At 62.7% G+C, this 24,618-nt stretch carries 20 protein-coding genes; 13 read left to right on the top strand and 7 right to left on the bottom strand.

All coding sequences use genetic code 11. The annotated features are described in order from the left end of the window. Positions 1–327 precede the first annotated feature (327 nt). Positions 328–1,341, bottom strand: coding sequence for an AraC family ligand binding domain-containing protein (locus tag NKH98_RS19115; protein WP_502894278.1), 1,014 nt, complete (start codon positions 1,339–1,341; stop codon positions 328–330). Positions 1,342–1,402: 61 nt separating this feature from the next. On the opposite strand from NKH98_RS19115, the gene NKH98_RS19110 reads away from it, so the two are divergent. From NKH98_RS19110 to NKH98_RS19085, 6 genes are all read left to right on the top strand, one after another. Then, complete coding sequence (locus NKH98_RS19110; protein ID WP_254819493.1) at positions 1,403–2,869, top strand: alpha-glucosidase/alpha-galactosidase; 1,467 nt, start codon at positions 1,403–1,405, stop codon at positions 2,867–2,869. Between the two features lie 125 nt (positions 2,870–2,994). Further along, entirely contained in the window at positions 2,995–5,079 is a 2,085-nt protein-coding gene (locus NKH98_RS19105) for an ABC transporter substrate-binding protein (protein ID WP_352900610.1), read from the top strand. Between the two features lie 105 nt (positions 5,080–5,184). Continuing rightward, positions 5,185–6,192, top strand: coding sequence for an ABC transporter permease (locus tag NKH98_RS19100; protein WP_352650414.1), 1,008 nt, complete (start codon positions 5,185–5,187; stop codon positions 6,190–6,192). 1 nt (position 6,193) lies between these two features. Beyond that, positions 6,194–7,327, top strand: coding sequence for an ABC transporter permease (locus NKH98_RS19095; protein WP_352467677.1), 1,134 nt, complete (start codon positions 6,194–6,196; stop codon positions 7,325–7,327). Positions 7,328–7,337: 10 nt separating this feature from the next. Next, positions 7,338–9,005, top strand: a complete 1,668-nt coding sequence (locus tag NKH98_RS19090; protein WP_352900713.1) for an ABC transporter ATP-binding protein — start codon at positions 7,338–7,340, stop codon at positions 9,003–9,005. Positions 9,006–9,026: 21 nt separating this feature from the next. Then, positions 9,027–10,397: an alpha-glucosidase/alpha-galactosidase gene (locus NKH98_RS19085; RefSeq protein WP_352803597.1), complete on the top strand. Its 1,371-nt coding sequence runs from the start codon at positions 9,027–9,029 to the stop codon at positions 10,395–10,397. 96 nt (positions 10,398–10,493) lie between these two features. On the opposite strand, the gene ftsZ is transcribed toward NKH98_RS19085, so the two are convergent. After that, complete coding sequence (gene ftsZ, locus NKH98_RS19080) at positions 10,494–11,501, bottom strand: cell division protein FtsZ (protein ID WP_023677189.1); 1,008 nt, start codon at positions 11,499–11,501, stop codon at positions 10,494–10,496. 220 nt (positions 11,502–11,721) lie between these two features. Continuing rightward, the gene (locus tag NKH98_RS19075) at positions 11,722–12,840 is read right to left on the bottom strand and encodes an NAD(P)/FAD-dependent oxidoreductase (protein ID WP_352900607.1); all 1,119 of its coding nucleotides are present in this window, start codon (positions 12,838–12,840) and stop codon (positions 11,722–11,724) included. Between the two features lie 165 nt (positions 12,841–13,005). On the opposite strand from NKH98_RS19075, the gene NKH98_RS19070 reads away from it, so the two are divergent. Continuing rightward, positions 13,006–14,382, top strand: coding sequence for an aspartate aminotransferase family protein (locus NKH98_RS19070; protein WP_352900605.1), 1,377 nt, complete (start codon positions 13,006–13,008; stop codon positions 14,380–14,382). Positions 14,383–14,387: 5 nt separating this feature from the next. Here the strand turns inward: NKH98_RS19070 and NKH98_RS19065 are convergent, their stop codons facing one another. The 4 genes from NKH98_RS19065 to NKH98_RS19050 all read right to left on the bottom strand — a co-directional run bounded on the left by NKH98_RS19065 (position 14,388) and on the right by NKH98_RS19050 (position 19,023). Continuing rightward, entirely contained in the window at positions 14,388–15,488 is a 1,101-nt protein-coding gene (locus NKH98_RS19065) for an alcohol dehydrogenase family protein (RefSeq protein ID WP_352900602.1), read from the bottom strand. Positions 15,489–15,497: 9 nt separating this feature from the next. Further along, complete coding sequence (locus NKH98_RS19060; RefSeq protein ID WP_352900599.1) at positions 15,498–16,877, bottom strand: aspartate aminotransferase family protein; 1,380 nt, start codon at positions 16,875–16,877, stop codon at positions 15,498–15,500. 33 nt (positions 16,878–16,910) lie between these two features. After that, a complete protein-coding gene (locus NKH98_RS19055; protein WP_352900711.1) occupies positions 16,911–18,404 on the bottom strand; it encodes an NAD-dependent succinate-semialdehyde dehydrogenase in 1,494 nt (497 codons plus the stop codon). Positions 18,405–18,531: 127 nt separating this feature from the next. Next, positions 18,532–19,023, bottom strand: coding sequence for an Lrp/AsnC family transcriptional regulator (locus tag NKH98_RS19050; protein ID WP_352473224.1), 492 nt, complete (start codon positions 19,021–19,023; stop codon positions 18,532–18,534). An 82-nt stretch (positions 19,024–19,105) separates the two neighbouring features. Here NKH98_RS19050 and ehuR point away from each other — a divergent pair, with 82 nt between their 5' ends. The 6 genes from ehuR to eutA all read left to right on the top strand — a co-directional run bounded on the left by ehuR (position 19,106) and on the right by eutA (position 24,608). Further along, positions 19,106–20,491: a MocR-like ectoine utilization transcription factor EhuR gene (gene ehuR / locus NKH98_RS19045; RefSeq protein WP_352900596.1), complete on the top strand. Its 1,386-nt coding sequence runs from the start codon at positions 19,106–19,108 to the stop codon at positions 20,489–20,491. 122 nt (positions 20,492–20,613) lie between these two features. Beyond that, positions 20,614–21,399, top strand: a complete 786-nt coding sequence (ehuA, locus tag NKH98_RS19040; protein WP_352704809.1) for an ectoine/hydroxyectoine ABC transporter ATP-binding protein EhuA — start codon at positions 20,614–20,616, stop codon at positions 21,397–21,399. A 65-nt stretch (positions 21,400–21,464) separates the two neighbouring features. Further along, positions 21,465–22,316, top strand: a complete 852-nt coding sequence (gene ehuB, locus NKH98_RS19035) for an ectoine/hydroxyectoine ABC transporter substrate-binding protein EhuB (RefSeq protein WP_254819482.1) — start codon at positions 21,465–21,467, stop codon at positions 22,314–22,316. 186 nt (positions 22,317–22,502) lie between these two features. Further along, complete coding sequence (gene ehuC / locus NKH98_RS19030) at positions 22,503–23,162, top strand: ectoine/hydroxyectoine ABC transporter permease subunit EhuC (RefSeq protein WP_254819481.1); 660 nt, start codon at positions 22,503–22,505, stop codon at positions 23,160–23,162. A gap of 16 nt (positions 23,163–23,178) precedes the next feature. Further along, positions 23,179–23,838 carry an ectoine/hydroxyectoine ABC transporter permease subunit EhuD gene (gene ehuD / locus NKH98_RS19025; RefSeq protein ID WP_254819480.1) on the top strand — a complete coding sequence of 220 codons (660 nt, stop codon included), beginning with the start codon at positions 23,179–23,181 and terminating at the stop codon, positions 23,836–23,838. Then, positions 23,835–24,608, top strand: coding sequence for an ectoine utilization protein EutA (eutA, locus tag NKH98_RS19020; protein WP_352900592.1), 774 nt, complete (start codon positions 23,835–23,837; stop codon positions 24,606–24,608). Before ehuD ends, eutA begins: the two co-directional genes overlap by 4 nt. The last annotated feature ends 10 nt before the right edge of the window (positions 24,609–24,618 follow it).

Here is a 24,618-nt window from a genome sequence, read left to right as displayed (position 1 = left end):
TTCCGAAGGAATTTCGGAAGGCGTGCCGGGAGGAACTCCAAGTGGCTCCTGATCCGGCGTCGGAATTGGATCCGGCGAGGGCGGGGGTACGCCTGGAGGTTCTCCCGGCGGAGTCTCCGGCGGGGCAGGCGGCCGCGCCGGCTCCGGATTGGGATTGTCCGGCAGTGGATTCGGGTTGTTCGGATCGGGGTTGTTCATCGATCACTCCCCTGATATCTGTGGCCTGATCTCCGCCAGAGCGGGGTGCGGCAGCGGCGAGCGGGCTCTCTTGTCCTAAACCGAGGGGAAGCAAAAGCGTTCCCTCACCTGGTGCCAAGCGGGGCCAATCTATCGGGCGGTTCCCAGGCTGGCATACATTCCGTTGGTGCGGAATTGCGTCGGGTTGATGCCGTAGAGGCGGCGGAAGACCTTGGAAAAATAATTGGCATCCTCGAAGCCGCACATGATGGCGACCTCCTTGACCGGCAGGAAATCGGCCTTCGTCAGCAACTTCGCCGCGCGCTGCAGTCGCTGCTGCAGCACGAATTCGGCGGGCGGAAGTCCCTCGCTCTCGGCGAAGCAGCGCGAGAAATGCGCGCGGCTCAGGCCGCTGATCTCGGCGAGATCGGCAACGCGGAGCGGCCTGTCGAGATTGGCCCTGATGTGGTCGATGACCGGCTGCATGGCGCTCTTGTCGTCGGTGACGGCATGCGAGCCGAAGACATCGTCGTAGAGCGCCATGGCGGCTTCATAGGCGACGGCCGAGGCGGCTCCCGGCGAGACCGCGCCCGTGATCAGGCGTACGCTGCAATCCGCGAGATGATCGATCGTCGAGGGCTGCAGCCGCAGCACCGGACCGACGGCGGCAAGGATCGACTTGTGGATGCGCAGTGCCTCCTCGCCGTTCATCGATATCCAGAAGAACTCCCAGCGTTCGCCCTTGGCCAGCCAGTAACGGTGGTTGTGCGGCACGAGGACCAGCAAAGTGTCGCCCTTTTGCAGGCGGTAGTTCCGGTTCTCGTAGCGCAATCGGCCGGTGCCGCTGATCGTATGCTGGAGCACGGTAAACGGCGTCTGGCCGCGCTTGCGCCCATCCCAGTCGTAGACCTCGTTCTCGCGCACTTCATAGCCGGTGCTTGTCGGCATGGTGTGTAGACGCTGGCGCCCGCGCGGCAGCGATACCGTCCTGCCCGCCGGCCCGATGTCGATCAAGTTCCGCAGCACAAAATTACCCCTAAAAGCATAATCCTTCTCTGGTCGCGTGCCGAATAAGGCGCATAATCCCTCGAGAAAAGCAAAAGAAACTGCGGTCAACGAGCGGATGGGAGGAAGTGCCGGATTCCAGCCTGCATGATGTGGCAGGCGGGCCAGGCCTCTTTTCGCCGCCTTTGCCCTAGCGTTCGATCAGGTCGAGGTGAGGCTGATGAGTTTCAAGATCGCTATTATCGGTGCGGGAAGCGTCGGGTTCACCAAGAAGCTCTTCACCGACATTTTGTGCGTTCCTGAATTCAGGGATGTCGAATTCGCACTGACCGATCTCAGCGAACGCAACCTCCAGATGATCAAGTCGATCCTCGACAGGGTCGTCGAATTCAACAGGCTGCCGACCAAGGTTACGGCAACGACCGACCGCCGTGCCGCCCTCGAGGGTGCCCGCTACATTATCAGCTGCGTTCGCGTCGGCGGTCTCGAAGCCTATGCGGACGACATCCGCATTCCCTTGAAGTATGGCATCGACCAGTGCGTCGGCGACACGATCTGCGCCGGCGGCATCCTCTATGGCCAGCGCAACATTCCGGTAATCCTCGATTTCTGCAAGGATATCCTCGAAGTCGCCGAGCCTGGGGCGAAATTCCTAAACTACGCCAATCCGATGGCCATGAACACCTGGGCGGCGATCGAATATGGCAAGGTCGATACCGTCGGCCTTTGCCACGGCGTCCAGCATGGCGCCGACCAGATCGCCGAAGTGCTCGGCGCCAAGTCGCGCACCGAGCTCGACTACATCTGCTCCGGCATCAATCATCAGACCTGGTTCATCGACCTGCGTCTCAACGGCCGCAAGATCGGTAAGGACGAACTGGTTGCCGCCTTCGAGGCGCATCCGGTCTATTCGCAGCAGGAAAAGCTGCGCATCGATGTCCTGAAGCGCTTCGGCGTCTATTCGACCGAAAGCAACGGCCATCTTTCCGAATACCTGCCTTGGTATCGCAAGCGGCCGGACGAAATCACCCGCTGGATAGACATGTCCGACTGGATCCACGGCGAGACCGGCGGCTACCTTCGTTATTCGACCGAAACACGCAACTGGTTCGAAACGGAGTTCCCGCAATTTCTGGAATCCGCCGCCAGGCCGATAGACCCCGCCAAGCGCTCCAACGAGCATGCCAGCCACATTCTCGAGGCGCTGGAGACGAACCGCGTTTATCGCGGCCATTTCAACGTCAAGAACAACGGCATCGTCACCAACCTGCCGCAGGACGCCATCATCGAGTCGCCCGGTTTCGTCGATCGCTTCGGCATCAACATGGCTGCAGGCATCACGCTGCCGGAGGCCTGCGCCGCCACTTGCACTTCCTCGATCAACGTCCAGCGCATGTCGGTTCATGCGGCGATCTCAGGCGATATCGACCTGCTGAAGCTCGCCGTCCTGCACGATCCGCTGGTCGGCGCGGTTTCGACGCCGGAAGAGGTTTGGCAGATGGTGGACGAAATGGTCGTCGCCCAGGCCCGCTGGCTGCCTCAATATGCCGATGCGGTGCCGGCCGCGAAGGAGCGGCTTTCCAAATCCAGGATCAAGACCCGTGAATGGGCCGGAGCGGCACGGCGCGACGTCCGTTCGATCGAGGAACTACGTGCGGAAAAAACGGCTCTCAAGCAGGCCGTCTGAATTTCGCCAGGACGGATCGCGGCAAGCTTTCGGGAGGAATTTTCGGCACCGCACCCGGAAGTACATTCGTTCGAGGAGAAATGGAGCGGCGTCAACGCGCTCCTGAACAACAGGGAGGAGAGACGATGAGGAATTTCCGAAACATTGGCATTCTCGCCGGGCTGGCGCTTAGCGTCTCGGCCTCGGCCCTGAACGCGTATGCATCCGAGCCGACCGTGCCGCCGGTGCCCGCGCAATTTCCGGCCGAGGGAAAGATCAAGTACGTCGCGCGCGACTCCATCCTGGAGTTCAAGGCACTTCCGGAATACCACGAACCCGATTGGGTCACCGACAAATACGTCAAGGCAGGCAAGCTGCCGCCGGTCAAGGACCGGTTACCGAAGGAGCCGCTGGTCTTCAAGACCGGCAATATGCCGGACGGCGTCGGTATCTACGGTGATACGATGCGTCATGTCATCGGCGGCCGGCCGGAGGGCTGGAACTATGGCGCCGGCCAGACGCAGGGCTGGGGCGGCATCGACATCGGCCTTTCCGAATGCCTGACGCGCACCGCGCCGCTGTTCCAGGTCGAGGCCAAGGACACGGAGCCGCTGCCGAACCTCGCCAGGAGCTGGGACTGGTCCAAGGACGGCCACACGCTGACGATGCATCTGGTCGAGGGCGCGAAATGGTCGGACGGCGTTCCGTTCAACGCCGACGATGTGATGTTCTACTGGGACGACGAGGTGATCGACCCTAATGTGTCGCCGCTGAACGGTGCCACGCAGGAGACCTTCGGCGTCGGCACGACGCTGAAGAAAATCGACGACTACACCGTCGAATGGACGTTCAAGGACGCCTTTCCGAAACAATACCTTTACGCCATGGCTTACGGCACCTTCTGTCCGGGCCCGTCGCATATCCTCAAGCCGCAGCATCCGAAATATTCGAAGAACACCTACGAGCAGTTCAAGAACGCCTTCCCGCCGGAGTATATGAACATGCCGGTGATGGGTGCCTGGGTGCCGGTGGCATACCGCCCCGACGACATCATCGTCATGCGTCGCAATCCGTACTATTGGAAGGTCGACGAGAAGGGCAACCAGCTGCCGTATCTCAACGAGTTGCACTACAAATTGTCGACCTGGGCCGACCGCGACGTTCAGGCGGTCTCCGGGGCGGGCGACTTCTCCAATCTGGAGCAGCCGGAGAACTTCGTCGCCTCGCTGAAGCGCGCGGCACAAAAGGACGCGCCGGCACGGCTTGCGTTCGGTCCGCGGCTGATCGGCTATAATCTGCGCATGAATTTCTCAGCCAATGGCTGGGGTAACCCCGACGAGCGCGGACAGGCGATACGCGAGCTGAACCGCAACGAGGATTTCCGCAAGGGCGTCACCATGGCGCTCGACCGCAAGGCGCTCGGCGACTCGCTGGTCAAGGGTCCGTTCACTGCCATCTATCCCGGCGGCTTCTCCTCGGGCACGAGCTTCTACGACCGGAAGTCGACGGTCTACTACCCCTTCGATCTCGAAGGCGCCAAGGCGGAACTCGCCAAGGCAGGCCTAAAGGACACGGACGGCGACGGCTTCGTCAATTTTCCTGCCGGCACCGCCGGCGGCAAGAATGTCGAGATCGTGATGCTCGTCAACAACGATTACACCACCGACAAGAGCCTCGCGGAGGGCGTCGTCGGTCAGATGGAGAAGTTAGGTATTCGCGTTGTCCTGAACGGGTTGAACGGTACCCAGCGCGATCAGGCCAATTACTCCGGTCGCTTCGACTGGCTGATAAGGCGCAACGAAACGGAACTCACCTCGGTCGTGCAGAACACCGAGCAACTGGCGCCGGTCGGCCCGCGCACCAGCTGGAACCACCGCGCTCCGGAAAACGGCCAGGTAGATCTGATGCCGTTCGAGAAGGACCTTGTCGATATCGTCAACAAGTTCGTCTCGGCGCAGGACAATGACCAGCGCGCCAGCCTGATGAAGCAGTTCCAGAAGATCTCGACGGAACACGTCTATACCGTCGGGCTCACCGAATATCCCGGCGCGCTGATCATCAACAAACGTTTCTCCAATATCCCGCAGGGAACGCCAATCTTCATGTTCAACTGGGCCGAGGACTCGATCGTCCGCGAGCGGGTCTGGGTGGCCGCCGACAAGCAGCAGAAATATGAGCTGTTTCCCGAACAGCTTCCCGGAAAGCCCGGGGACAAGGGTCCGACGAACTGAGTTTCCTCCCCTGACTTGAAAATTCCCGGCCGCGCTGCTGGCGCGGCCGGGACAAAGCCAGCGGTGAGGGATAACTGAGAATCTGAGCGAGGAGCAAAACGGTCGATGCTGCGATTTCTGCTTATGCGCATAGCATCCGCAATACCGGTTCTCGCCATTTTGAGCGTGGTTACCTTCGCGATCATCCAGGCACCGCCGGGTAACTATGCCGACTATATCCGCTTGCAGCTCATCAACCAGGGTGGAGCCTCCTTTGCCGAGGCGGATGCTCAGGCGAAGGCTTACAGCGTGGAGCACGGCCTCGATAAGCCGGTTCCGCTCCAATACCTGAACTGGATCGGCGGCATCATCACCCGCGGCGATTTCGGCCACAGCCTGTATTACAACAAGCCCGTCGCCGACGTGGTAGGCGAGCGGCTGCCGCGCACGCTGCTGCTTGCGCTTGTCTGCCACCTGTTGGCATCGGTGCTGGGCATCGGCTTCGGCATCTGGGCGGCGACCAGGCAGTACAGCTGGATCGACAGTACGCTGTCAGCGATTTCCTTCCTCGGAATGACGGTACCGCGCTTCCTGATGGCGCTGATCATCGTCTATCTGCTGGTCTTCCAGTTTAACGTCTCCGAGATCGGCAGCTTCTTTTCGCCGCAATTTGGCGGGGCGCCGTGGTCCTGGGCGAAGTTCGTCGATCTCGTCCGGCATGTCTGGCCGGTGGTCGCCATCGCGACCTTCGGCGGGCTCGCCTACAACATGCGGGTGATGCGCGGCAATCTGCTCGACACGCTGAACGCGCAATATGTCGAGACCGCTCGCGCCAAGGGCCTCAGCGGCGGTGCGGTCGTCATGCGCCATGCGGTGCCCAATGCGCTGCATCCGCTGGTTATGTATCAGGGCGTGGTGCTGCCCTACATGCTGACCGGCGAGATCGAGACGGCGATCATCTTTGCCCTGCCGACCGTTGGCCCGGCGATCGTCGGCTCGATGGCGGTCGGCGACGTCTATGTCACGGCGACCTTCATGATGGTGCTGTCGGCGACGCTGATCGTTGGCAACATCATCGCCGACATGCTGCTCGTTATGCTCGACCCGCGTGTGCGCCAATATGCAGGGTCCTGAGATGCTTGCCTTCGAGCCCTCGCTGCCGCCGCTTGCCGAGGAACCGGCCAAGATCAAGCCGCGCGGCAATGAGAGCTACATCGCGCTCGTCTGGCGCCGCCTGAAACGGTCCTGGACCGGCATGGCCGGGCTCATCCTGGTCGCGTTTCTGGTGCTGCTGGCGGTGTTTGCCGACTTCTTCGCACCGATGGATCCCAAGGTGACCGATGTCGGCTTTGCCCCGCCGCAGATGATGAGCTTCCATGACAAGGACGGCAACTTCGTCTTCCAGCCGCGCGTCTATGCCCTGGCGGATTCGGAAGACCTCGACCCGGTTACCTTCCAACCCGTCGTCGGGCCGGACTACGACCATCCGCGGTTGCTCGGCTTCTTCGTCAAGGGCGCGGAGTACAGACTGCTCGGCCTGCTTCCCGCGAACCGGCACTTCTTCGGCTCGACCGACGGCCAGCCGGTGCATTTCCTTGGCACCGACAAATTCGGCCGCGATGTGTTGGCTCGTGCGATCTATGGTTCGCGCATCTCGTTGATGATCGCATTGACCGTGGTCTTCATCGTCACCGTGATCGGCACGACGGTCGGCATGGTGTCGGGCTATTTCGGCGGCACATTCGATGTCTGGGTCCAGCGCTTCGTCGAACTGGTGCTCGCGTTTCCGCAATTGCCGCTCTATCTGGCGCTGACGTCGCTTGTTCCGGTGACGGCGCCGACGAATGTCTTCCTGGCCTTCGTGATCGTCGTCATGTCGGCGCTCGGCTGGGCGCAGATGTCGCGCGAGGTGCGCGGCAAGACCCTGGCGCTGGCGCGGATCGACTATGTTCGTGCGGCGATGGCGGTCGGCGCCACAGATGGCCGCATCATCATGCAGCACATTTTTCCAAACGTGATGAGCCACGTCATCGTTGCCGTCACATTGGCGATCCCCAGCGTCGTCCTGCTCGAATCCTTCCTCGGTTTTCTCGGTTTCGCGGTGAAACCGCCGCTGATCTCCTGGGGCCTGATGCTGCAGGACACCGCGACCTATTCGGTCATCGGCACCTATCCCTGGATCCTCTCGCCGGTCGGCTTCGTGCTTGTCACCGTCTTCGCGTTCAACGCGCTTGGCGATGGATTGCGCGATGCGGTCGATCCGTATTGAGCGTGACATGATGCAACACGCGCTCGTCAAATCCTTCGCACCGCCTGTCCGGCTCGACCATGACGGCCGTTCGGAAAAACCGGTCATCGATGCCCGCAACATCGCCGTCGATTTCAAGGTCGAACACGGCATGGTCGAAGCCGTCAAGGACATTTCCTTCCAGCTCTATCGCGGCGAGACGATCGCCATTGTCGGCGAGTCGGGATCGGGCAAGTCGGTGACGGCGCGCACCGTCATGGGACTGTTGTCGAAACGCGCGGTCGTGTCGCCGAAATCGACCGTCGAATACAATGGGGCGAACATCCTGAAATATTCCGAGCGTGCGCGGCGCAAACTGCGGGGTGACCGCATCTCGATGATCTTTCAGGAGCCGATGAGTTCGCTCAACCCGATCTACACGATCGGCAGCCAGATCGTCGAGGCGATACGGGTGCATCGCAAGATGAGCCGCAGGCAGGCCGAAGCAAGAGCGCTCGAACTGCTGCAGCAGGTGCAGATTCCTGAGCCCCAGGCGCGGCTGAAACAATACCCGCACCAGCTTTCCGGCGGCCAGCGCCAGCGTGTGATGATTGCCATGGCGCTGGCCAACGATCCCGATGTGCTGATCGCCGATGAGCCGACGACGGCGCTCGACGTCACGGTTCAGGCGCAGATCCTCAATCTCATCCGAAACCTGCAGAAGAAACTGCGCATGGCGGTGATCCTGATCACGCACGACCTGACCGTGGTGCGGCAGTTCTCCGACTATGTCTACGTCATGCAGCATGGGGAGATGCGCGAGCACAATGTGACGGAGAGGCTGTTCGCCGATCCGCAGCATCCCTACACCTGTCATCTGCTTGCCTCCGAGCCGCGCGGCCAGGCAAATCCGTTGCCCCAAGGCGCCGACGTCATTCTTGAAGCCAAGGATGTGCGCGTCTCCTTCATGCTGCGGCATGGCACGTTCATGAGGCCGGACCTGCGCGAACTCGTCGCCGTCGACAGTCTCAGCCTGACCCTTCGGCGGCACGAGACGCTGGGTCTCGTCGGCGAATCCGGATCGGGCAAGACCACCTTCGGCGAGGCGTTGCTCAGGCTCAACACCACGGACAGTGGCGAGATCTGTTTCGATGGCCAGCCGATCCATGGCTGTTCACGTTCGCAGATGCGGCCGTTGCGGTCGCGCATGCAGGTCGTCTTCCAGGATCCGTTCTCGTCGCTCAACCCGCGCATGACGATCGGCCAGATCATCGAGGAAGGGCTGGTCGTCAACCGAATCGGCGCCACCAGGAACGATCGGATCGAGCGGGTGCGCGAGGCGCTGATCAGCGCCGGCATGCCCGGCGATATCCTGTCGCGCTTCCCGCACGAGTTTTCCGGCGGCCAGCGCCAGCGTATTGCGATTGCCCGCGCCGTCGCGCTCGAACCGGAATTCATCGTACTCGACGAGCCGACATCGGCGCTGGATCTCTCCGTCCAGGCGCAGATCATCGAATTGCTGCGCAAGCTGCAGCGCGAACGGGGCCTGAGCTACATCTTCATCTCGCACGACCTCAAGGTCGTTCGGGCGCTGTGCCACCGCGTCATCGTCATGCAGCACGGCAAGATCGTCGAAGAGGGGCCGGTCGACGAAGTCCTGTCCCATCCCAAAACCGCTTACACCGAACGGCTGGTCAAAGCCGCTTTCGAGGTAGCCTGATTGCTTATGCCGGAGGTTGTTGTGGCAAGAAATCCCAAGGTCGCTTTCATCGGAGCTGGCTCGACGGTGTTCATGAGGAACATCGTCGGCGACATATTGCAGCGTCCGGCCTTATCCGGCGCGACGATCGCACTGATGGACATCAATCCGCAACGGCTCGAGGAAAGCGCAATCGTGGTCGGCAAGCTGATCTCGACGCTCGGCGTGAGGGCCAAAGCCGAAACCTATTCGGACCAGCGCAAGGCGCTGGCGGGCGCCGATTTCGTCGTCGTCGCCTTCCAGATCGGCGGCTACGAGCCCTGCACCGTTACCGATTTCGAAGTTCCGAAGAAATACGGTCTGCGCCAGACCATCGCCGATACGCTCGGTGTCGGCGGCATCATGCGCGGCTTGAGAACCGTGCCGCATCTCTGGAAGATCTGCGAGGACATGCTCGCAATCTGCCCGCAGGCGATCATGCTGCAGTATGTCAACCCGATGGCGATCAACACCTGGGCGATCGCGGAGAAATATCCCGACATCAAGCAGGTCGGCCTCTGCCATTCGGTACAAGGCACAGCGATGGAACTGGCGCACGATCTCGACATTCCCTACGAGGAGATTCGCTACCGCTCGGCCGGCATCAATCACATGGCCTTCTACCTGAAATTCGAGCATCGCCAGCCGGACGGCTCCTACCGCAACCTCTATCCGGATCTGCTGCGCGCCTACAGCGAAGGGCGGGCGCCGAAGCCGGGATGGAACCCGCGCTGCCCGAACAGAGTGCGCTACGAGATGCTGAAGCGCCTCGGTTACTTCGTCACCGAGAGCTCCGAACATTTCGCGGAATACACGCCCTATTTCATCAAGGACGGGCGCGACGATCTGATCGAGAAATTCGGTATCCCGCTCGACGAATACCCGAAGCGCTGCATCGAGCAGATCGAACGCTGGAAGGGGCAAGCGGAAGCCTATCGCTCGGCTGACAAGATCGAAGTGGAGCAGTCGAAGGAATATGCGTCCTCGATCATGAACTCGGTCTGGACCGGCGAGCCGTCGGTGATCTACGGCAACGTCCGCAACAATGGCTGCATCACGTCATTGCCATATAATTGCGCGGCCGAGGTGCCATGCCTCGTTGACGCCTCGGGTATTCAACCCACCTTCATCGGCGACCTGCCGGTGCAGCTCACCGCGCTGATCCGCACCAATATCAACGTCCAGGAGCTGACGGTCCAGGCGCTGATGACCGAAAACCGCGAGCACATCTATCACGCGGCGATGATGGACCCGCATACGGCGGCTGAGCTCGACCTCGACCAGATATGGTCGCTGGTCGATGATTTGCTGGTTGCGCATGGCGATTGGCTGCCGGCCTGGGCGCGTGGAGCGCGCAGCGTTCGGGCGGCCTGACTATCGGATACAGTTCGCGAGCAACCGTCGGCTGATAGGAAGTCATCGACGGCGCGCGGCTCTGGTGACGCAAGGCTGGTAGTCAGCGGTACGCGTTCAGTTCATGCGAACTTCCGGTTCGGCAAGCAGTGGAATCTCCAGGCCACGCCGCAAGCCGGTCGCCACGACCGATACCCTGAATTTTCCGGCGAGTGCCTTGTCGAAGATGGCGCCGACGATGATGTCGGCATCGTTGTCGACCTCCTCGCGGATGCGGGTAGCGGCTTCGTCGACCTCGAACAGCGTCATGTCCATGCCGCCCGATATCGAGACAAGGACGCCTTTGGCGCCCATCATCGAAGCTTCGTCGAGCAGCGGGTTGGCGATTGCCGCTTCCGCCGCCTTCTTGGCGCGGCCTTCTCCGGCGGCCTCGCCGGTCCCCATCATGGCGCGGCCCATGTCGCGCATCACCGACTTTACATCGGCGAAGTCGAGATTGATCAGGCCTTCCTTGACGATCAGATCGGTGATGCAGCCGACACCCGCATAAAGAACCCGGTCGGCCATGGCGAAGGCGTCGGCGAACGTGGTTCTGGCGTCGGCGATCCTGAACAGGTTCTGGTTGGGGATGACGATGACGGTATCGGCGCTTTCGCGCAGGCGCTCGATGCCCTCGTCGGCAGCGTACATGCGGCGCCTGCCTTCGAAGACAAATGGCTTGGTAACGACGGCGACGGTCAGTATTCCGGCTGCCCGTGCTGCCTGCGCTATGACAGGCGCGGCACCGGTGCCGGTTCCGCCTCCCATGCCGGCGGTCACGAAGCACATATGCGTTCCAGCAAGGTGATCCATGATCTCGTCGATGGATTCCACGGCCGCGGCACGGCCGACCTCGGGCAGGGACCCGGCGCCGAGACCTTCGGTGATATGAGCGCCCAACTGGATCAGCCTCGTTGCCTTCGACATGGCAAGGGCCTGGGCATCGGTGTTGGCGACGATGAATTCCGCGCCCTGCAGGCCTTCGGCGATCATGTTGTTGACGGCGTTGCCGCCGCCGCCGCCGACCCCGACGACGGTGATCTTGGGCCTCATCTCCGAGATTACCGGCCTCGTCGCGGTGTTCATTGCCGTTCTCCCTGGATACGCCGAGTGGTCGCTGAAAGCTTGTCCCGGGCGCACTGCGAAAACTTTGAACCGGGCAGTGCGAATCAGGACAGCCCAGAGTGCAGGGAATCAGAGCGCGGAGCGGGCTGCAAGTGCGCGATGTGCCTCATAGGCGACTTGCGCCTGAAAGTTCACGCAATGCGCCTTGATACAGTGCAGATCGTTGCGCGGGCGCCGCACGCTACAAGTTCGGCGCGAGGCACTGCGCGACATGGTCGGCAATCGCCAGGCAGGAGGTCAGGCCGGGGCTTTCGATGCCGAACAGGTTGACCAGGCCATCCACGCCGTGCACCGCCACGTCCTGAATGACGAAGTCGGCATTGGCCTCACCGGGACCGGACAGTTTTGGCCGGATGCCGCTGTAAGCGGGCTGCAGGCTGTCATCGGCCAGCTCCGGCCAGTATTTGCGGATCTCGCTGTAGAAGCGCTCGCCACGAGCTGGGTCGACGCGATAGTCGAGTTGATCGGTCCATTCGACGTCCGGCCCGAAGCGGATGACGCCGTCGAGATCGAGCGTCAGATGAACACCGAGCCCGCCGGGTTCGGGCACCGGATAGACCAATCGTGAGAACGGCGCCCGGCCGGTCACCGAAAAATAATTGCCCTTGGCATAATGGAGCTTTGGCACGAATTGCTGATTGAGCCCTTCAAGCGAACCTGCAAGTGCTGCCGCGCCAAGCCCGGCGGCATTGACGAAACGCGGAGTGGCGATCTCGAAGCGCTCGCCGCCGGCAGCGTCCACCGTCTCGAGCACGACGCGGCCCGCTTCGATGCGGCCGGCGGCGATGCGCGTGTTGAGACTAAGTGCCGCCCCGTGCGCTTCGGCATCAGCCAGCAAGGCGAGCATCAGGGCATGGCTGTCGATGATCCCGGTGGCCGGCGACAGCAACGCTGCCGTACACCTAAGGCTGGGCTCCAGCGCATGCGCCTCGGCTTCGCGCAACGGCACCAGGTCGCCGGCGCCGCAAGCGCGTGCATTGGCCCGGATTGAGGCGAGCACCGGCTCCTGTTCGGCATTTGTAGCAACGATGAGCTTGCCGCAGCGCGCGTGCGGGATCGCCCGCTCCTCGCAATAGCGATAGAGTCTTTCCCGGCCGGCCACGCAGAACCGGGCCTTCAGCGATCCAACCGGATAGTGGAGGCCGGCATGGATGACCTCGGAATTGCGCGAGCTTGTCCCGGTGCCGATGGCGTTCTCGGCTTCCAGGACCAGCGTATCGATGCCGCGCTGCGCCATCTCTCGCGCGATCGCCAGGCCTACAACACCGGCGCCGGCGACAATGCAGTCGACATGGTCCACGGTTAGGTCAAGCCGAAGTTCTGCATGCGTCCACCCATCCGCTGGCCCTGTCGAAAGCGCTTGACACTATACCGTTCGAGAAAGATGCATCAAAGGCATAACGCACGGGGACCTTCTGAGCCGGACCGGCGGCAGGACTGTTTCGCGTGCAGCACAGGAGCCGTCATGGACGCACGACCGAATTCACCCGAAGCCCGCGACATAAGCTTTCACATGCATGGCTATACGAATGCGCGCAAGCATCAGGAGTCGGGGCCGCTCGTCATCGAGAAGGGCGACGGCATCTATGTCGAGGACCTTGCCGGCAACCGCTATATCGAGGCGATGGCGGGGCTCTGGAGCGTCGCGGTCGGTTTTTCGGAGAAGCGGCTGGTCGATGCGGCAGTACGGCAAATGTCGAAGCTGCCTTACTATCACGATTTCGGCTCCAAATCGCATTCGCCGCTGATCGATCTCGCCGAGAGACTGGTGCAGATGGCGCCGGTGCCGATGAGCAAGGCGTATTTCACCAATTCCGGTTCCGAGGCCAACGATACGGCCATGAAGATGATCTGGTACCGGTCGAATGCGCTCGGCCAGCCGGCGCGCAAGAAGATCATCAGCCGCAAGAAGGGCTATCACGGCGTCACCATCGCCTCGGCAAGCCTGACCGGACTGCCCAACAACCACACTTCCTTCGACCTGCCGATTGCCAATGTGCTGCATACCTCGACGCCGCACCATTGGCGCGAGGCGCTGCCGGGTGAAAGCGAAGAGCTGTTTTCGACGCGGCTGGCCGACGAGCTGGAAACGCTGATCCTGGCCGAAGGACCGGAAACCATCGCCGCCTTTTTCGGCGAACCGATCATGGGCGCCGGCGGCGTCATCGTTCCGCCGGCCGGCTACTGGGAGAAGATACAGGCGGTGCTGTCGAGATACGACATCCTGCTCATCGCCGACGAGGTGATCTGCGGCTTTGGCCGAACAGGTGAGATGTTCGGCTCGCAGACCTTCGGCATCAGGCCCGACATCATGGTGTTGTCGAAACAGATCTCTTCGTCCTACCTGCCGATCTCAGCCCTGCTGATCAACGACAAGGTATTCGAGCCGATCGCCGACGAAAGCAATCGTATCGGCACCTTCGGCCACGGTTTCACCGGCGGCGGCCATCCCGTTGCGGCCGCAGTCGCGCTCGAGAACCTGAAGCTGATCGAGGAGCGCGACCTTGTCGGCAATGCGCGCACAGTCGGTGCGCATATGCAGAAGCGGCTGCGCACACTCGCTTCGCACCCGCTTGTCGGCGAGGTGCGTGGCGTCGGCCTGATTTCGGCGGTCGAACTGGTCGGCGACAAGGCGAACAAGGCGCCGTGGGACACGGTTGGTGCCTTGGGCGGGCTCGTCAACGGCTTCATGCAGCAGAACGGCGTCATCTCGCGCAATATGGGTGATGCGCTGGCTTTCTGCCCGCCGCTGATCATCACCGGGCCTCAGGTCGACCAGGTGATCGACGCGTTTGAACGGTCGCTCGAGGCTGCCGCCAAGCAGGTCCGATCGCAGAGCTGATCGTGCTATTTAGCGACGCCGACCGCATCCGGCACGACGACCAGCTTGCCGACGAAATCCTTGGCGATGAAATCGGCCTGGGCGCAATGGAAATCGGAGAGCTTGTAGACGCCGCCGACCAGCGGCCGGATCTTCTTCTCCTCGATGTAACGCACGATGCGGCGGAAATCGGCGCGTGTGCCCTGGCTCGAGCCGTGCAGCTGGAGCTGTTTCAGGTACATGGTGCGCAGATCGAGCTGCACGACCGGGCCGGCAATCGCGCCCGCCGTCGTGTAGCGGCCTTCCGGCCTGAGGATGCGCAGCAGGTCGTTGAAGATCGCGCCGCCGACCAGGTCGGCCACCACGTCGATCGGCCGGCCGCCGGTCGCCTCGTTGACGGCGGCCGGCAGATCGGCAACGCCGCGGGTGATCACCGCCTCGGCCCCGATGTCACGCACGGCCTGTTCCTTGCCCTTGCCGGCAACCGCATAGGGAATGGCGCCGCGTGCCCGCGCCAGCTGCACGATGCCCGAGCCGACGCCGCCCGAGGCGCCGGTGACCAGCACGCGCTCGCCGGCTTTCAATGCGGCGCGTTCCAGCATCTGTTCACCGGTGAGATAGGCGCAGCAGAAGGTGGCGAGTTCGACGTCGCTCAGATCGGTGCTGACGACATGGGCGTTCTCGGCCGGCACTGTCTGGTATTCGGCATAGCCGCCGTCGCGGCCGTGGCCCATATAGTCGATGTCGGCGAGTGAATCGTCGTCGCGATTGTAGATGGAGAAATCGACCATCACCCGCTCGCCGATGCGGGCCGGCGACACGCCGTCGCCGACGGCAACGATGTTGCCGACCGTGTCGGTGCCCTGGATGCGCGGGAAGGTCAGTGTGTTGCCTTGCCGCCGCCATGTCGAGACGGCGGCTGCATCCTCCTCAGTGCCATAGGCGCCCTGGCGCACCCAGACATCGGTGTTGTTCATGCCGCAAGCGGTGACCTTGACCAGCACCTCGCCCGGAGCGGGCGAGGGCACTTTGACATCGGTGCGGTAGACGAGCTTTTCCGGTCCGCCGTGCCCGATCAGCTGCACGGCGGCCATGGTGGCGGGGAGGTTTTTGGTCATGGCATTCATGTCGGTTCTTCAGATGTTGGCAAACACGCTCTTCACCGCGTCGGCCGTCTTGGAGACGACGATGTCGGCCTCTTGCCGTGTCAGGCAGAGCGGCGGCGCGAAACCGAGAATGTCGCCCTGCGGCATGGCGCGGCCGATGACGCCGCTTGCCGCAAGGGTGGTCGCGACCTGCGGTCCGATCTTTTGCGAGGCGTCGAAGAACACGCGGTCGTCCCGGTCGGCGACGAACTCGATTGCCGCCAGCATGCCGTCGCCGCGCACCTCGCCGACGTTTTTGTGGCCACCGACGGCTTTCGTCAGCTCGGCGCGGAAATAGGCGCCGGTCTCGCCGGCGTTCCGCACCAGGTCCATCTCGTCGATCAGTTCCAGGTTGGCGACACCGGCGGCCACGCAGATCGGATGCGCCGAATAGGTCCAGCCATGGCCGAGCGAGCCGAGCTTGTCGGAGCCTTGGACGAGCACCTGCCACACCTTGTCGGAGACGATGACGCCGGAGAGCGGCGCATAGGCCGAGGTCAGGCCCTTGGCGATGGTGATCAGGTCGGGCTTGATGCCGTAGTGGTCGGAGCCGAACATGGTACCCAATCGGCCGAAGCCGGTGACTACTTCATCGGCGATGAAAAGCACGTCGTATTTCTTCAGCACCGCCTGGATCTTCTCCCAGTAGCCGGCCGGCGGCGGCACGATGCCGCCGGTGCCGAGGATCGGCTCGCCGATGAAGGCGGCGACCGTTTCCGGCCCTTCGGCGAGGATCATCTCCTCGAGCTTGTCGGCGCAGTATTGCGAAAACTGCTCTTCACTTAGCGAACGGTCGGCGCGGCGGAAATAGTAGGGCGCCTCGGTGTGCAGGACCGGCGCACGCGGCAGGTCGAAGGCGTTGTGGAACAGGTCGAGGCCGGTCAGCGATCCGGTCATGATGCCGGAGCCGTGATAACCGCGCCAGCGCGAGATGATCTTCTTCTTCTCGGACCGGCCGAGCACGTTGTTGTAGTACCAGATCAGCTTGATGTTGGTTTCATTGGCGTCTGAACCGGAGAGCCCGAAATAGACCCTCGACATGCCTTGCGGCGCGCGGTCGATGATCATCTTGGACAGCGTGATCGACGCCTCGGTGCCGTGCCCGACATAGGCATGGTAATAAGCGAGATTCTTGGCCTGCGCGGCGATGGCGTCGGCGATCTTCTGGCGGCCATAACCGACATTGACGCAGTAGAGCCCGGCGAAGGCATCGATGCTCTTGCGCCCGTTGTTGTCCCAGATGGTGACGCCTTCGCCGCCGGCGATCACACGGGTCGGGCTCTCGCCACGCGCGTGGGTGCCCATATGGGTCGAGGGATGGAAGAAGTGATCGCGGTCCCAGGCGGCGAGTTCGTTTGACCGGTCGAGCATTTTTCTACTCCTGAAGGAAATTGTCGGGGCGGCTCACGCCACGTCGAGGCAGAGATATTTGAGATCGGTAAAGGCTTCGAGCCCGTGACGCGAGCCCTCGCGGCCGATGCCCGACTGCTTGACGCCGCCGAAAGGGATCGGCGCGCCGGTGATCTTGACGCGGTTGATGGCGACCATGCCATAGTCGAGCGCGCGGCCCATGCGCAATTGGCGGCCGCCATTCTCAGTCACGACATAGGCAACGAGGCCGTATTCGGTGGCGTTGGCGCGGGCGACGACTTCCTCTTCGCTGTCGAAGGGCGTCACGGCCGCAACCGGACCGAAGGTCTCCTCGCGCATGATCAAAGCGTCGTCTCCCACGTCGGCAAGCAGGGTCGGCTGGTAGAACAGCGGCCCGGCGGAATGGCGCTTGCCGCCGGTCAGGCAGCGCGCGCCTTTGGCGAGCGCATCGGCCACCTGCTCCTCGACCTTCTTAACGGCGCGTTCGTGCATCAAGGGTCCGATTTCGGTGTCGTCGGCCAGGCCATTGCCGGTCCGCAATGCCTCGACGCGTTTGGCGAAAGCAGCGCAGAACCGATCGTAGAGCGGACGCTGGACATAGATACAATTGGCGGCGAGGCAGTCCTGGCCGGAGGTCGCGAATTTCGCGTCGACCGCAATGGCGACAGCCTTGTCGAGATCGGCGTCGGCGAAGACGATCAGCGGCGCATGACCGCCGAGTTCCATCACCAGACGCTTCATCGTCGGCGCACTCTGTGCGGCGATCAGCCTGCCGATCTCGGTCGAGCCGGTGAAGCTCATGGCGCGAACGCGCGGGTCTTCGCACATCCGTCCAACGATAGTCGAAGCCCTGCCGGTGAGGACGTTGAAAACGCCAGCCGGAAGGCCGGCGCGTTCGCCAAGCTCGGCCAGCGCCAGTGCCGACAGCGGCGTTTCCGAGGAAGGATGCGCGACGATGGTGCAACCGGCGGCAAGGGCGGCAGCCGCCTTGCGGGTCAGCATGGCCGCTGGAAAATTCCACGGCGTGACGACGCCGACGACGCCGAGCGGCTCGCGCCGCACCATCATCTCGGTATCAGGCAGATGGCTGGTGACGCTTTCGGCGTTGAGACGTTTGGCCTCCTCGGCATACCATTCGACAAAAGAGGCGGCATAGTCGATCTCGCCGAGCGATTCCTTCAGCGGCTTGCCTTGTTCGAGCGTCATCAGCAGAGCCAGGTCATTCTTGGCGGCGACGATCAGATCGAACCATTTTCGCAAGATTTTCGACCTTTCCTGCGGCAGCAATGCGCGCCAAGCAGGAAAGGCGCGCGATGCCGCATCGATCGCCAATGTCGTCTGCCGGGCATCGAGCGCGGCAACAAAAGCGACGGTCGATCCGGTGGCCGGATCGGTCACCTCGAAACTCTCCGCGGTCTCGCTCGCCGTCCAGTGGCCAGCGACATAGGCGAGTTCGCGCAGCAGCCGTCGGTCGGCGAGGCGATCAAGTGCTTCATGGCGGTGCGAGCGGGCAAAATGTGCGGACATCATCGGGCTCCCGGTTCGGGTAATGCCGCAAGACTATCTCTGCCGCGCAAACAGAGAGGCTGTTTGCGTGCCTGCACGTAGAGAGATTGTCTCTATTGCCCTACCCAGCCAGACGATCTCTCCGGTATCAGGAAGATGCCGGCAAAAGATCCGCCACTGGCAGCACACTCTCCTCCTTCACCGTCTTGGTGACGATGTAGGTGAAATAGCGGTCGATACCGATCTCGCGTTCGAGCAGAGTGTCGACCAGCCGCTGATAGGCGTCGATGTCGCGCGCCATCACCTTCAGCAGGTAATCGACGCCGCCGCCGACAGACCAGCAGGCGACGATCTCGGGGATGTCGCGGATGACGCGCTCGAAACGGTCGAAATCGGCCTGGCGGTGGCTAGCCAGCGTCACCTCCATCAGCACGGTAGCGACCGGCGAGATGGCGCGCATGGCGATCCTGGCGTGGTAGCCCGAGACGATGCCGGCCTTTTCCAGCTTGCGCAGCCGCATCCAGCACGGCGTCGGCGACAGGCCGACTTTCTCGGCCAGCGCCAGCTTGGTGATGCGCCCGTCGCGCTGGATGGCGTCGAGGATCTTGAGATCGATCGGATCGAGTTTCGCTGCAGCCATGATCACCCACTTCCAATGCCCGACACCATGACGGCGCATTATTTCGATTGTCAATTGCACTGATTTCGATCTCTAATAAGTCATGACATTTTGGCGACCAGATCCCGCTCTTATCCGGCGGCCGGCGTATCAATCGCTCGCCGACCAGTTCGCGCGGGCCATCCATGACGGGCGTCTGGCCACTGGCGCGCGCCTGCCGACGCACCGGCAACTGGCCGACGATCTGAAACTTTCCGTGCAGACGGTCAGCCGCGCCTACGAGGAATTGATCCGCCGCGGGCTGGTTTCCGGCGAGGTCGGCCGCGGCAGCTTCGTGCAGACGCAGCGCCGCGAGCCGGAGCCGCCCTATCTGCCGGAGCGGCTGGGCGAGGTCATCGACCTCTCCATCCTGAAGCCGGTCTGCGAACCGATGCATCTGGAGCGGCTGAGGCAGGCACTGGGCTGGCTCGCCGAAAACCTGCCGTCGAGCTCGGCGCTGTCGTTCAGGCCGAACATGGTGTTCCCGCGCCACCGCGCGGTGGGCGTCGAGTGGCTGCGGCTCTGCGGCCTCGACGCGTCGCCGCAGAACATCAGCCTGACCAACGGCGCCACGGCCGGGATGACGGTAGCGCTGATGAGCGTGGCGCCGCCCGGTTCGACCGTCGCCACGGAAGCGATCGGCCATCACACGCTGATCCCGCTGGCGCGCTATCTCGGCTTCAATCTCGAGGGTCTGCCCATCGACGACAATGGGCTGATCCCGGAAGCGCTCGACGCGACCTGCCGGCTGTCCGACATCCGCGCCGTGTTCGTGCAGCCCTCGGTGATCAACCCGACGGCAACGCTGATGGATGCCGCCCGGCGCGAGCAGATCGCGGCGGTTGCGCGCAGGCACGACATCGCCATCATCGAGAACGATGTGCTCGGCCCGCTGGTCGAGGACCGGCCGCCGCCGGTCGCGGCGTTTGCCCCCGAGCGCACGCTCTATGTCACCTCCTTCACCAAGATCGTGGTGCCCGGCCTGCGCATCGGCTATCTCGCGGCACCCGATCGTTATGTCGCCGCGGTTGCCAACCGCCACCTGGTCTCGAACTGGATGGCGACTCCGATGGTGGCCGAGATCGCCAGCAAATGGGTGACCGACGGCACCGCGATGGAACTCGTTCGATGGCAGCGCCTGGCTTTGCGGCGGCGTCTGGACATCGCCGCCGAGGTGCTTGCCGGAGTGGATTATCGCGCTCATCGCGACGGGCTTCACGTCTGGCTGCGGCTGCCCGAGGATCGCGGCGAGGAAAGCTTTGTGTCCCAGGCGCGCCTGCAGGGCGTGGCGATTGCGCCCGGCACGTCGTTTCGCATTTCGCAGATGCCTTGGCATCCAGCTGTCCGGATTTCGCTGGGCTCGACCACGGAGGGGGAACTGCGTGCCGGTCTCGGCGTTGTCACAAAGCTTCTGCTCGGCGATCCCGAGCATCTCCTGCTTGCCATCTAGGCAACAAATGGCGGGGAATTGTGCGGAGTTCGAAATATTGTCATGATATTATTTTCTTGATTGACATGATTTGCTGCGATCCGCATCGTTAAAGGCATAGCTTCTCCAGCACGGGAAATTCATTGTCGGCGCCCATCATCAAGATCGACGGCATTTCGAAAAGCTTCGGCACCTTCAAGGTGCTGGACGGCCTCTCGATGCAAGTCATGCCCGGCGAGAAGCTGGCGCTGATCGGCCCATCGGGTTCGGGCAAGACGACGATCCTGCGTATCCTGATGACGCTTGAGCGCATCGACAGCGGCCACATCCAGGTCGATGGCGAACAGCTGTACCACATCGAGCGTAACGGCCGGCTGCTGACGGCCGATGAACGGCATTTGGCAAAGATGCGCCAGAAGATCGGCATGGTCTTCCAACTGTTCAATCTGTTTCCGCACAAATGCGTCATCGACAATGTGACGCTGGCACCGATGCTGACCAAAGGCGTGCCGCGGGCCGCCGCCGAAAAGCGGGCGATGGAACTGCTCGACATGGTCGGCATGGTCGACAAGGCCAAAGCGATGCCGGCGCAGCTTTCCGGCGGACAGAAGCAGCGCGTCGCGATTGCGCGCGCGCTGGCGCTGTCGCCGAAGATCATGCTGTTCGACGAGGTCACCTCGGCGCTCGACCCGGAGCTCGTCGACGAGGTGCTCAACGTCATGCGCAAGCTCGCTGCCGAGACCGACATGACCATGCTGCTGGTCACGCACGAGATGGGTTTCGCCCATGACTTCGCCGACCGGGTGCTGTTCTTCGATCGCGGCAGAATAGTCGAGGAAGGCAAGCCCGACGAGATTTTCCGCCATCCCAAACAGGAGCGTACGCAAGGTTTCCTGAAGAAGATCATTGCGGCCGGACATCGGGTCTGACTGCCATGCGAGGCGGCGACGCCTCAAGCAAGCCAAGAAGACAGACAAACAAGGAGTTGGGAACAATGAAGAAATTTGCCATTTTGGCCGGCGTCGCCGGTATTGCGCTGGCGGCGGTGCTGGCCGCCTCGACGGCCGGCTCGGCCGATGACAGCAAGCTCGAAGAGCTCAAGGCGCAAGGCTTTGCCCGCGTCGCCATTGCCAACGAGCCGCCCTATACGGCGGTCGCTGCCGACGGCAAGGTTTCGGGTGCGGCGCCTGACGTTGCCCGTGAAATCTTCAAGCGTCTTGGCGTCAACGATATCGTCGCCTCGATCTCGGAGTATGGCGCCATGATCCCGGGCTTGCAGGCCGGACGTTTCGACGTCGTCACCGCCGGCCTGTTCATGAAGCCGGAACGTTGTGCTGCGGTCGCCTATTCGGAACCGGTGCTGTGCGACGCCGAGGCGATGCTGGTGAAGAAGGGCAACCCGAAGGGCTTCAAGAGCTACGAGGACGTCGCCAAGGACACCAGCGCGACGATCGGCGCACCGGGTGGCGGCACCGAGGAAAAGCTGGCGCTCACCGCAGGTGTGCCGCGCGAGCGCGTCATCGTCGTGCCGGACGGCCAGAGCGGCCTGAAGATGCTGCAGGACGGCCGCATCGATGCTTATTCACTGCCCGTGCTGTCGATCAACGACCTGGTCAAGAAAGCCAATGATCCGAACCTCGAAGTCATCGCGCCGGTGGTCGGTGCGCCGGTCTATTGCGACGGCGCAGCCTTCAAGAAGGGCGACGAAGCGCTGCGCGACGCCTATGATGTCGAGCTGGCGAAACTGAAGAAGTCCGGCGAGTTCGCCAAGATCATCGAGCCTTACGGCTTCTCGGCGGCGGCGGCAATGTCGACGAGCCGCGACAAGCTCTGCTCGGCGAAATAGGCGGGTCTTCCTTCTCCCCGTTCACGGAGAGAAGGAGGCCCGAAGGGCCGGATGAGGGGCAGCACAAAGTTCTGCCAAGCTGGCTCTGCCCCTCATCTGCCTGCCGGCATCTTTTTCCCGTGAACGGGGAGAAGGAGGCTGAAGCCAACGTCTCGCTGGACATTCAACGCGGAAACTCTCGACCCAATGACCCAATGGTCCGGCTATTTCGGCCTGATATTGCAAGGAGCACTCGTCACCATCGAGTTGACGCTGATGGGGTCGGTGCTGGCCTTGGTCATGGCCTTTCTTGCCGGGCTGGGGCGGCTGTCGCGGTTTTTCGTGCTGCGCGCGCTGGCCACCGCCTATATCGAGTTCTTCCGCGGCACCTCGATCTTCGTGCAGCTGTTCTGGGCCTATTTCGTGCTGCCTTTCGCCGGCATTTCGCTGACGCCGCTGCAGGCCGGCGTGCTGGCGCTGGGCCTCAATGTCGGCGCTTATGCGGCGGAAGTCGTGCGCGGCGCCATCAAGTCGATCGGCCGCGAACAATATGAGGCCTGCACCGCGCTCAATCTCGGCCGCTGGCAAGCCATGCGCCATATCATCCTGCCGCAAGCGCTTTTGGTGATGCTGCCGACCTTCGGCAACAACGCCATCGAGCTGCTCAAGGCCACCGCCGTCGTTTCGCTGATCTCGCTTGCAGACCTGACCTTCCAGGCGCAGGTGGTGCGCTCGCAGACCGGCAATACACTGGTGCCGTTCAGCACCATCCTCGTCATCTATTTCGTCCTGGCGCTGCTCATCTCCTGGGGCGTGCGGTCGCTGGAACGCCGCATGGCTCGTGGCCTCGACGGGGTGCGCGTATGATTGATCGGGCCTCCTAATGGAATGGGATTGGGATTTTGTCCGGCAGATCCTGCCGACGCTGATCGAGGGGGTGAAGATCACCATCCTGGCGACGCTGCTCGGCTCGGTGCTGGCGGCCGTCGTCGGGCTGGGCATTGCGTTGGCGCGCCGTTCGCCGAACCGGGCCCTGTCGCGCACCGTCGGTTTCGTTGCCGAGTTCATCCGTGGCACGCCGCTGTTGGTGCAGCTCTATTTCATCTTCTACGTGCTGCCGGATTTCGGCGTCCTGTTGCCGCCGTTGGTGGCGGGCGTCATCGGTCTCGGACTGCATTACGGCACTTACACGGCCGAGGTCTACCGCGCCGGCATCGACAATGTGCCGCGCGGCCAATGGGAAGCGGCCAAGGCCTGTAATCTGAATGCCACGCAGACCTGGACGCACATCATCATTCCGCAGGCGATCCCGCCGATGATCCCGGCGCTTGCCAATTATTTCATCGCCATGTTCAAAGAGACGCCGCTGCTGTCGGCGATCACCGTGCTGGAACTGATGAACCAGGCCAAGAGCGTCGCCAACACCTATTATCGGTATATCGAACCGATCACCTTGGTCGGCGCCTTCTTCCTCGCCATCAGCCTGTTCTCGGTGGTGCTGCTGCGCTGGCTGGAACACCGTTATGGGCGGATCGAACGATGAGCGCTGCACCCGATATCCGCCTGCACTCGGTCCGGCCGCCGCTCGATGCGCGTCCGCTGGAAAAGCGGGTCGGCCTGATCATCCTTGCCACCGACCATACGAGCGAACCGGATTTTCGCCGCATGGTGGCAAGCGACCGCATCGGCGTCTATGTCGCGCGCATCCCCTACGCCAATCCGACGACGCCGGACAATTTGCGCAAGATGCAGCCGTCACTGACGGCGGCCGCGGCCCTCATCCTGCCCGACGAGCCGCTCGACGCGATCTGCTATTCCTGCACCTCGGCTTCCGTCGTGATCGGCGATGCCGAAATCGAGGCGGCGGTGCAGGCCGCCAAGCCCGGCGTGCCGGTGGTCACGCCGCCGATGGCCGGCGTGCGCGGCCTGAAGGCGCTGGGCGCCAAGACGGTCAGCATCCTCACCCCTTACACGGTCGAGACCAGCCGGCCGATGGCGACCTATTTCACCGAGCATGGATTCGAGATCGCCAGCTTTACTTGCCTCGGCTTCGAGGATGATCGCGAGATGGCGCGGATTGCTCCGAAATCCTTGGTCGATCTGGCCCGCGATGGGATGGCCTCGCAGGCCGACGCGCTGTTCGTGTCCTGCACGGCGCTGCGATCGGCGGCGGCAGTTGTCGGCATGGAAGAGGCTATCGGCCGCCCCGTCGTCACCAGCAACCAGGCGACGGCCTGGAATTGCCTGCGGCTTTGCGACGACGACGAGCCGCGCCCTGAATTCGGCCGTCTGATGACGCTGCCGCTGAACTGATTGATGAGCC

Source organism: Mesorhizobium sp. M0833, from assembly GCF_040319905.1.
GTDB lineage: Bacteria > Pseudomonadota > Alphaproteobacteria > Rhizobiales > Rhizobiaceae > Mesorhizobium.
The sequence above is the reverse complement of the archived record's forward strand: the minus strand, read 5'-3'. Positions and strand labels throughout refer to the sequence as shown.

Excerpts from the sequence above, each read along its gene's own strand:
- NKH98_RS19060 (WP_352900599.1), bottom strand. The coding sequence starts at position 16,877 with ATGCTCGACCGGTCAAACGAACTCGCCGCCTGGGACCGCGATCACTTC.
- NKH98_RS19110 (WP_254819493.1), top strand. The coding sequence starts at position 1,403 with ATGAGTTTCAAGATCGCTATTATCGGTGCGGGAAGCGTCGGGTTCACC.
- NKH98_RS19100 (WP_352650414.1), top strand. The coding sequence starts at position 5,185 with ATGCTGCGATTTCTGCTTATGCGCATAGCATCCGCAATACCGGTTCTC.
- ftsZ (WP_023677189.1), bottom strand. The coding sequence starts at position 11,501 with ATGAACACCGCGACGAGGCCGGTAATCTCGGAGATGAGGCCCAAGATC.
- ehuB (WP_254819482.1), top strand. The coding sequence starts at position 21,465 with ATGAAGAAATTTGCCATTTTGGCCGGCGTCGCCGGTATTGCGCTGGCG.
- ehuD (WP_254819480.1), top strand. The coding sequence starts at position 23,179 with ATGGAATGGGATTGGGATTTTGTCCGGCAGATCCTGCCGACGCTGATC.
- NKH98_RS19095 (WP_352467677.1), top strand. The coding sequence starts at position 6,194 with ATGCTTGCCTTCGAGCCCTCGCTGCCGCCGCTTGCCGAGGAACCGGCC.
- ehuC (WP_254819481.1), top strand. The coding sequence starts at position 22,503 with ATGACCCAATGGTCCGGCTATTTCGGCCTGATATTGCAAGGAGCACTC.
- NKH98_RS19070 (WP_352900605.1), top strand. The coding sequence starts at position 13,006 with ATGGACGCACGACCGAATTCACCCGAAGCCCGCGACATAAGCTTTCAC.
- NKH98_RS19065 (WP_352900602.1), bottom strand. The coding sequence starts at position 15,488 with ATGAATGCCATGACCAAAAACCTCCCCGCCACCATGGCCGCCGTGCAG.
- NKH98_RS19090 (WP_352900713.1), top strand. The coding sequence starts at position 7,338 with ATGCAACACGCGCTCGTCAAATCCTTCGCACCGCCTGTCCGGCTCGAC.
- NKH98_RS19105 (WP_352900610.1), top strand. The coding sequence starts at position 2,995 with ATGAGGAATTTCCGAAACATTGGCATTCTCGCCGGGCTGGCGCTTAGC.
- eutA (WP_352900592.1), top strand. The coding sequence starts at position 23,835 with ATGAGCGCTGCACCCGATATCCGCCTGCACTCGGTCCGGCCGCCGCTC.
- NKH98_RS19050 (WP_352473224.1), bottom strand. The coding sequence starts at position 19,023 with ATGGCTGCAGCGAAACTCGATCCGATCGATCTCAAGATCCTCGACGCC.
- ehuR (WP_352900596.1), top strand. The coding sequence starts at position 19,106 with ATGACATTTTGGCGACCAGATCCCGCTCTTATCCGGCGGCCGGCGTAT.
- NKH98_RS19055 (WP_352900711.1), bottom strand. The coding sequence starts at position 18,404 with ATGTCCGCACATTTTGCCCGCTCGCACCGCCATGAAGCACTTGATCGC.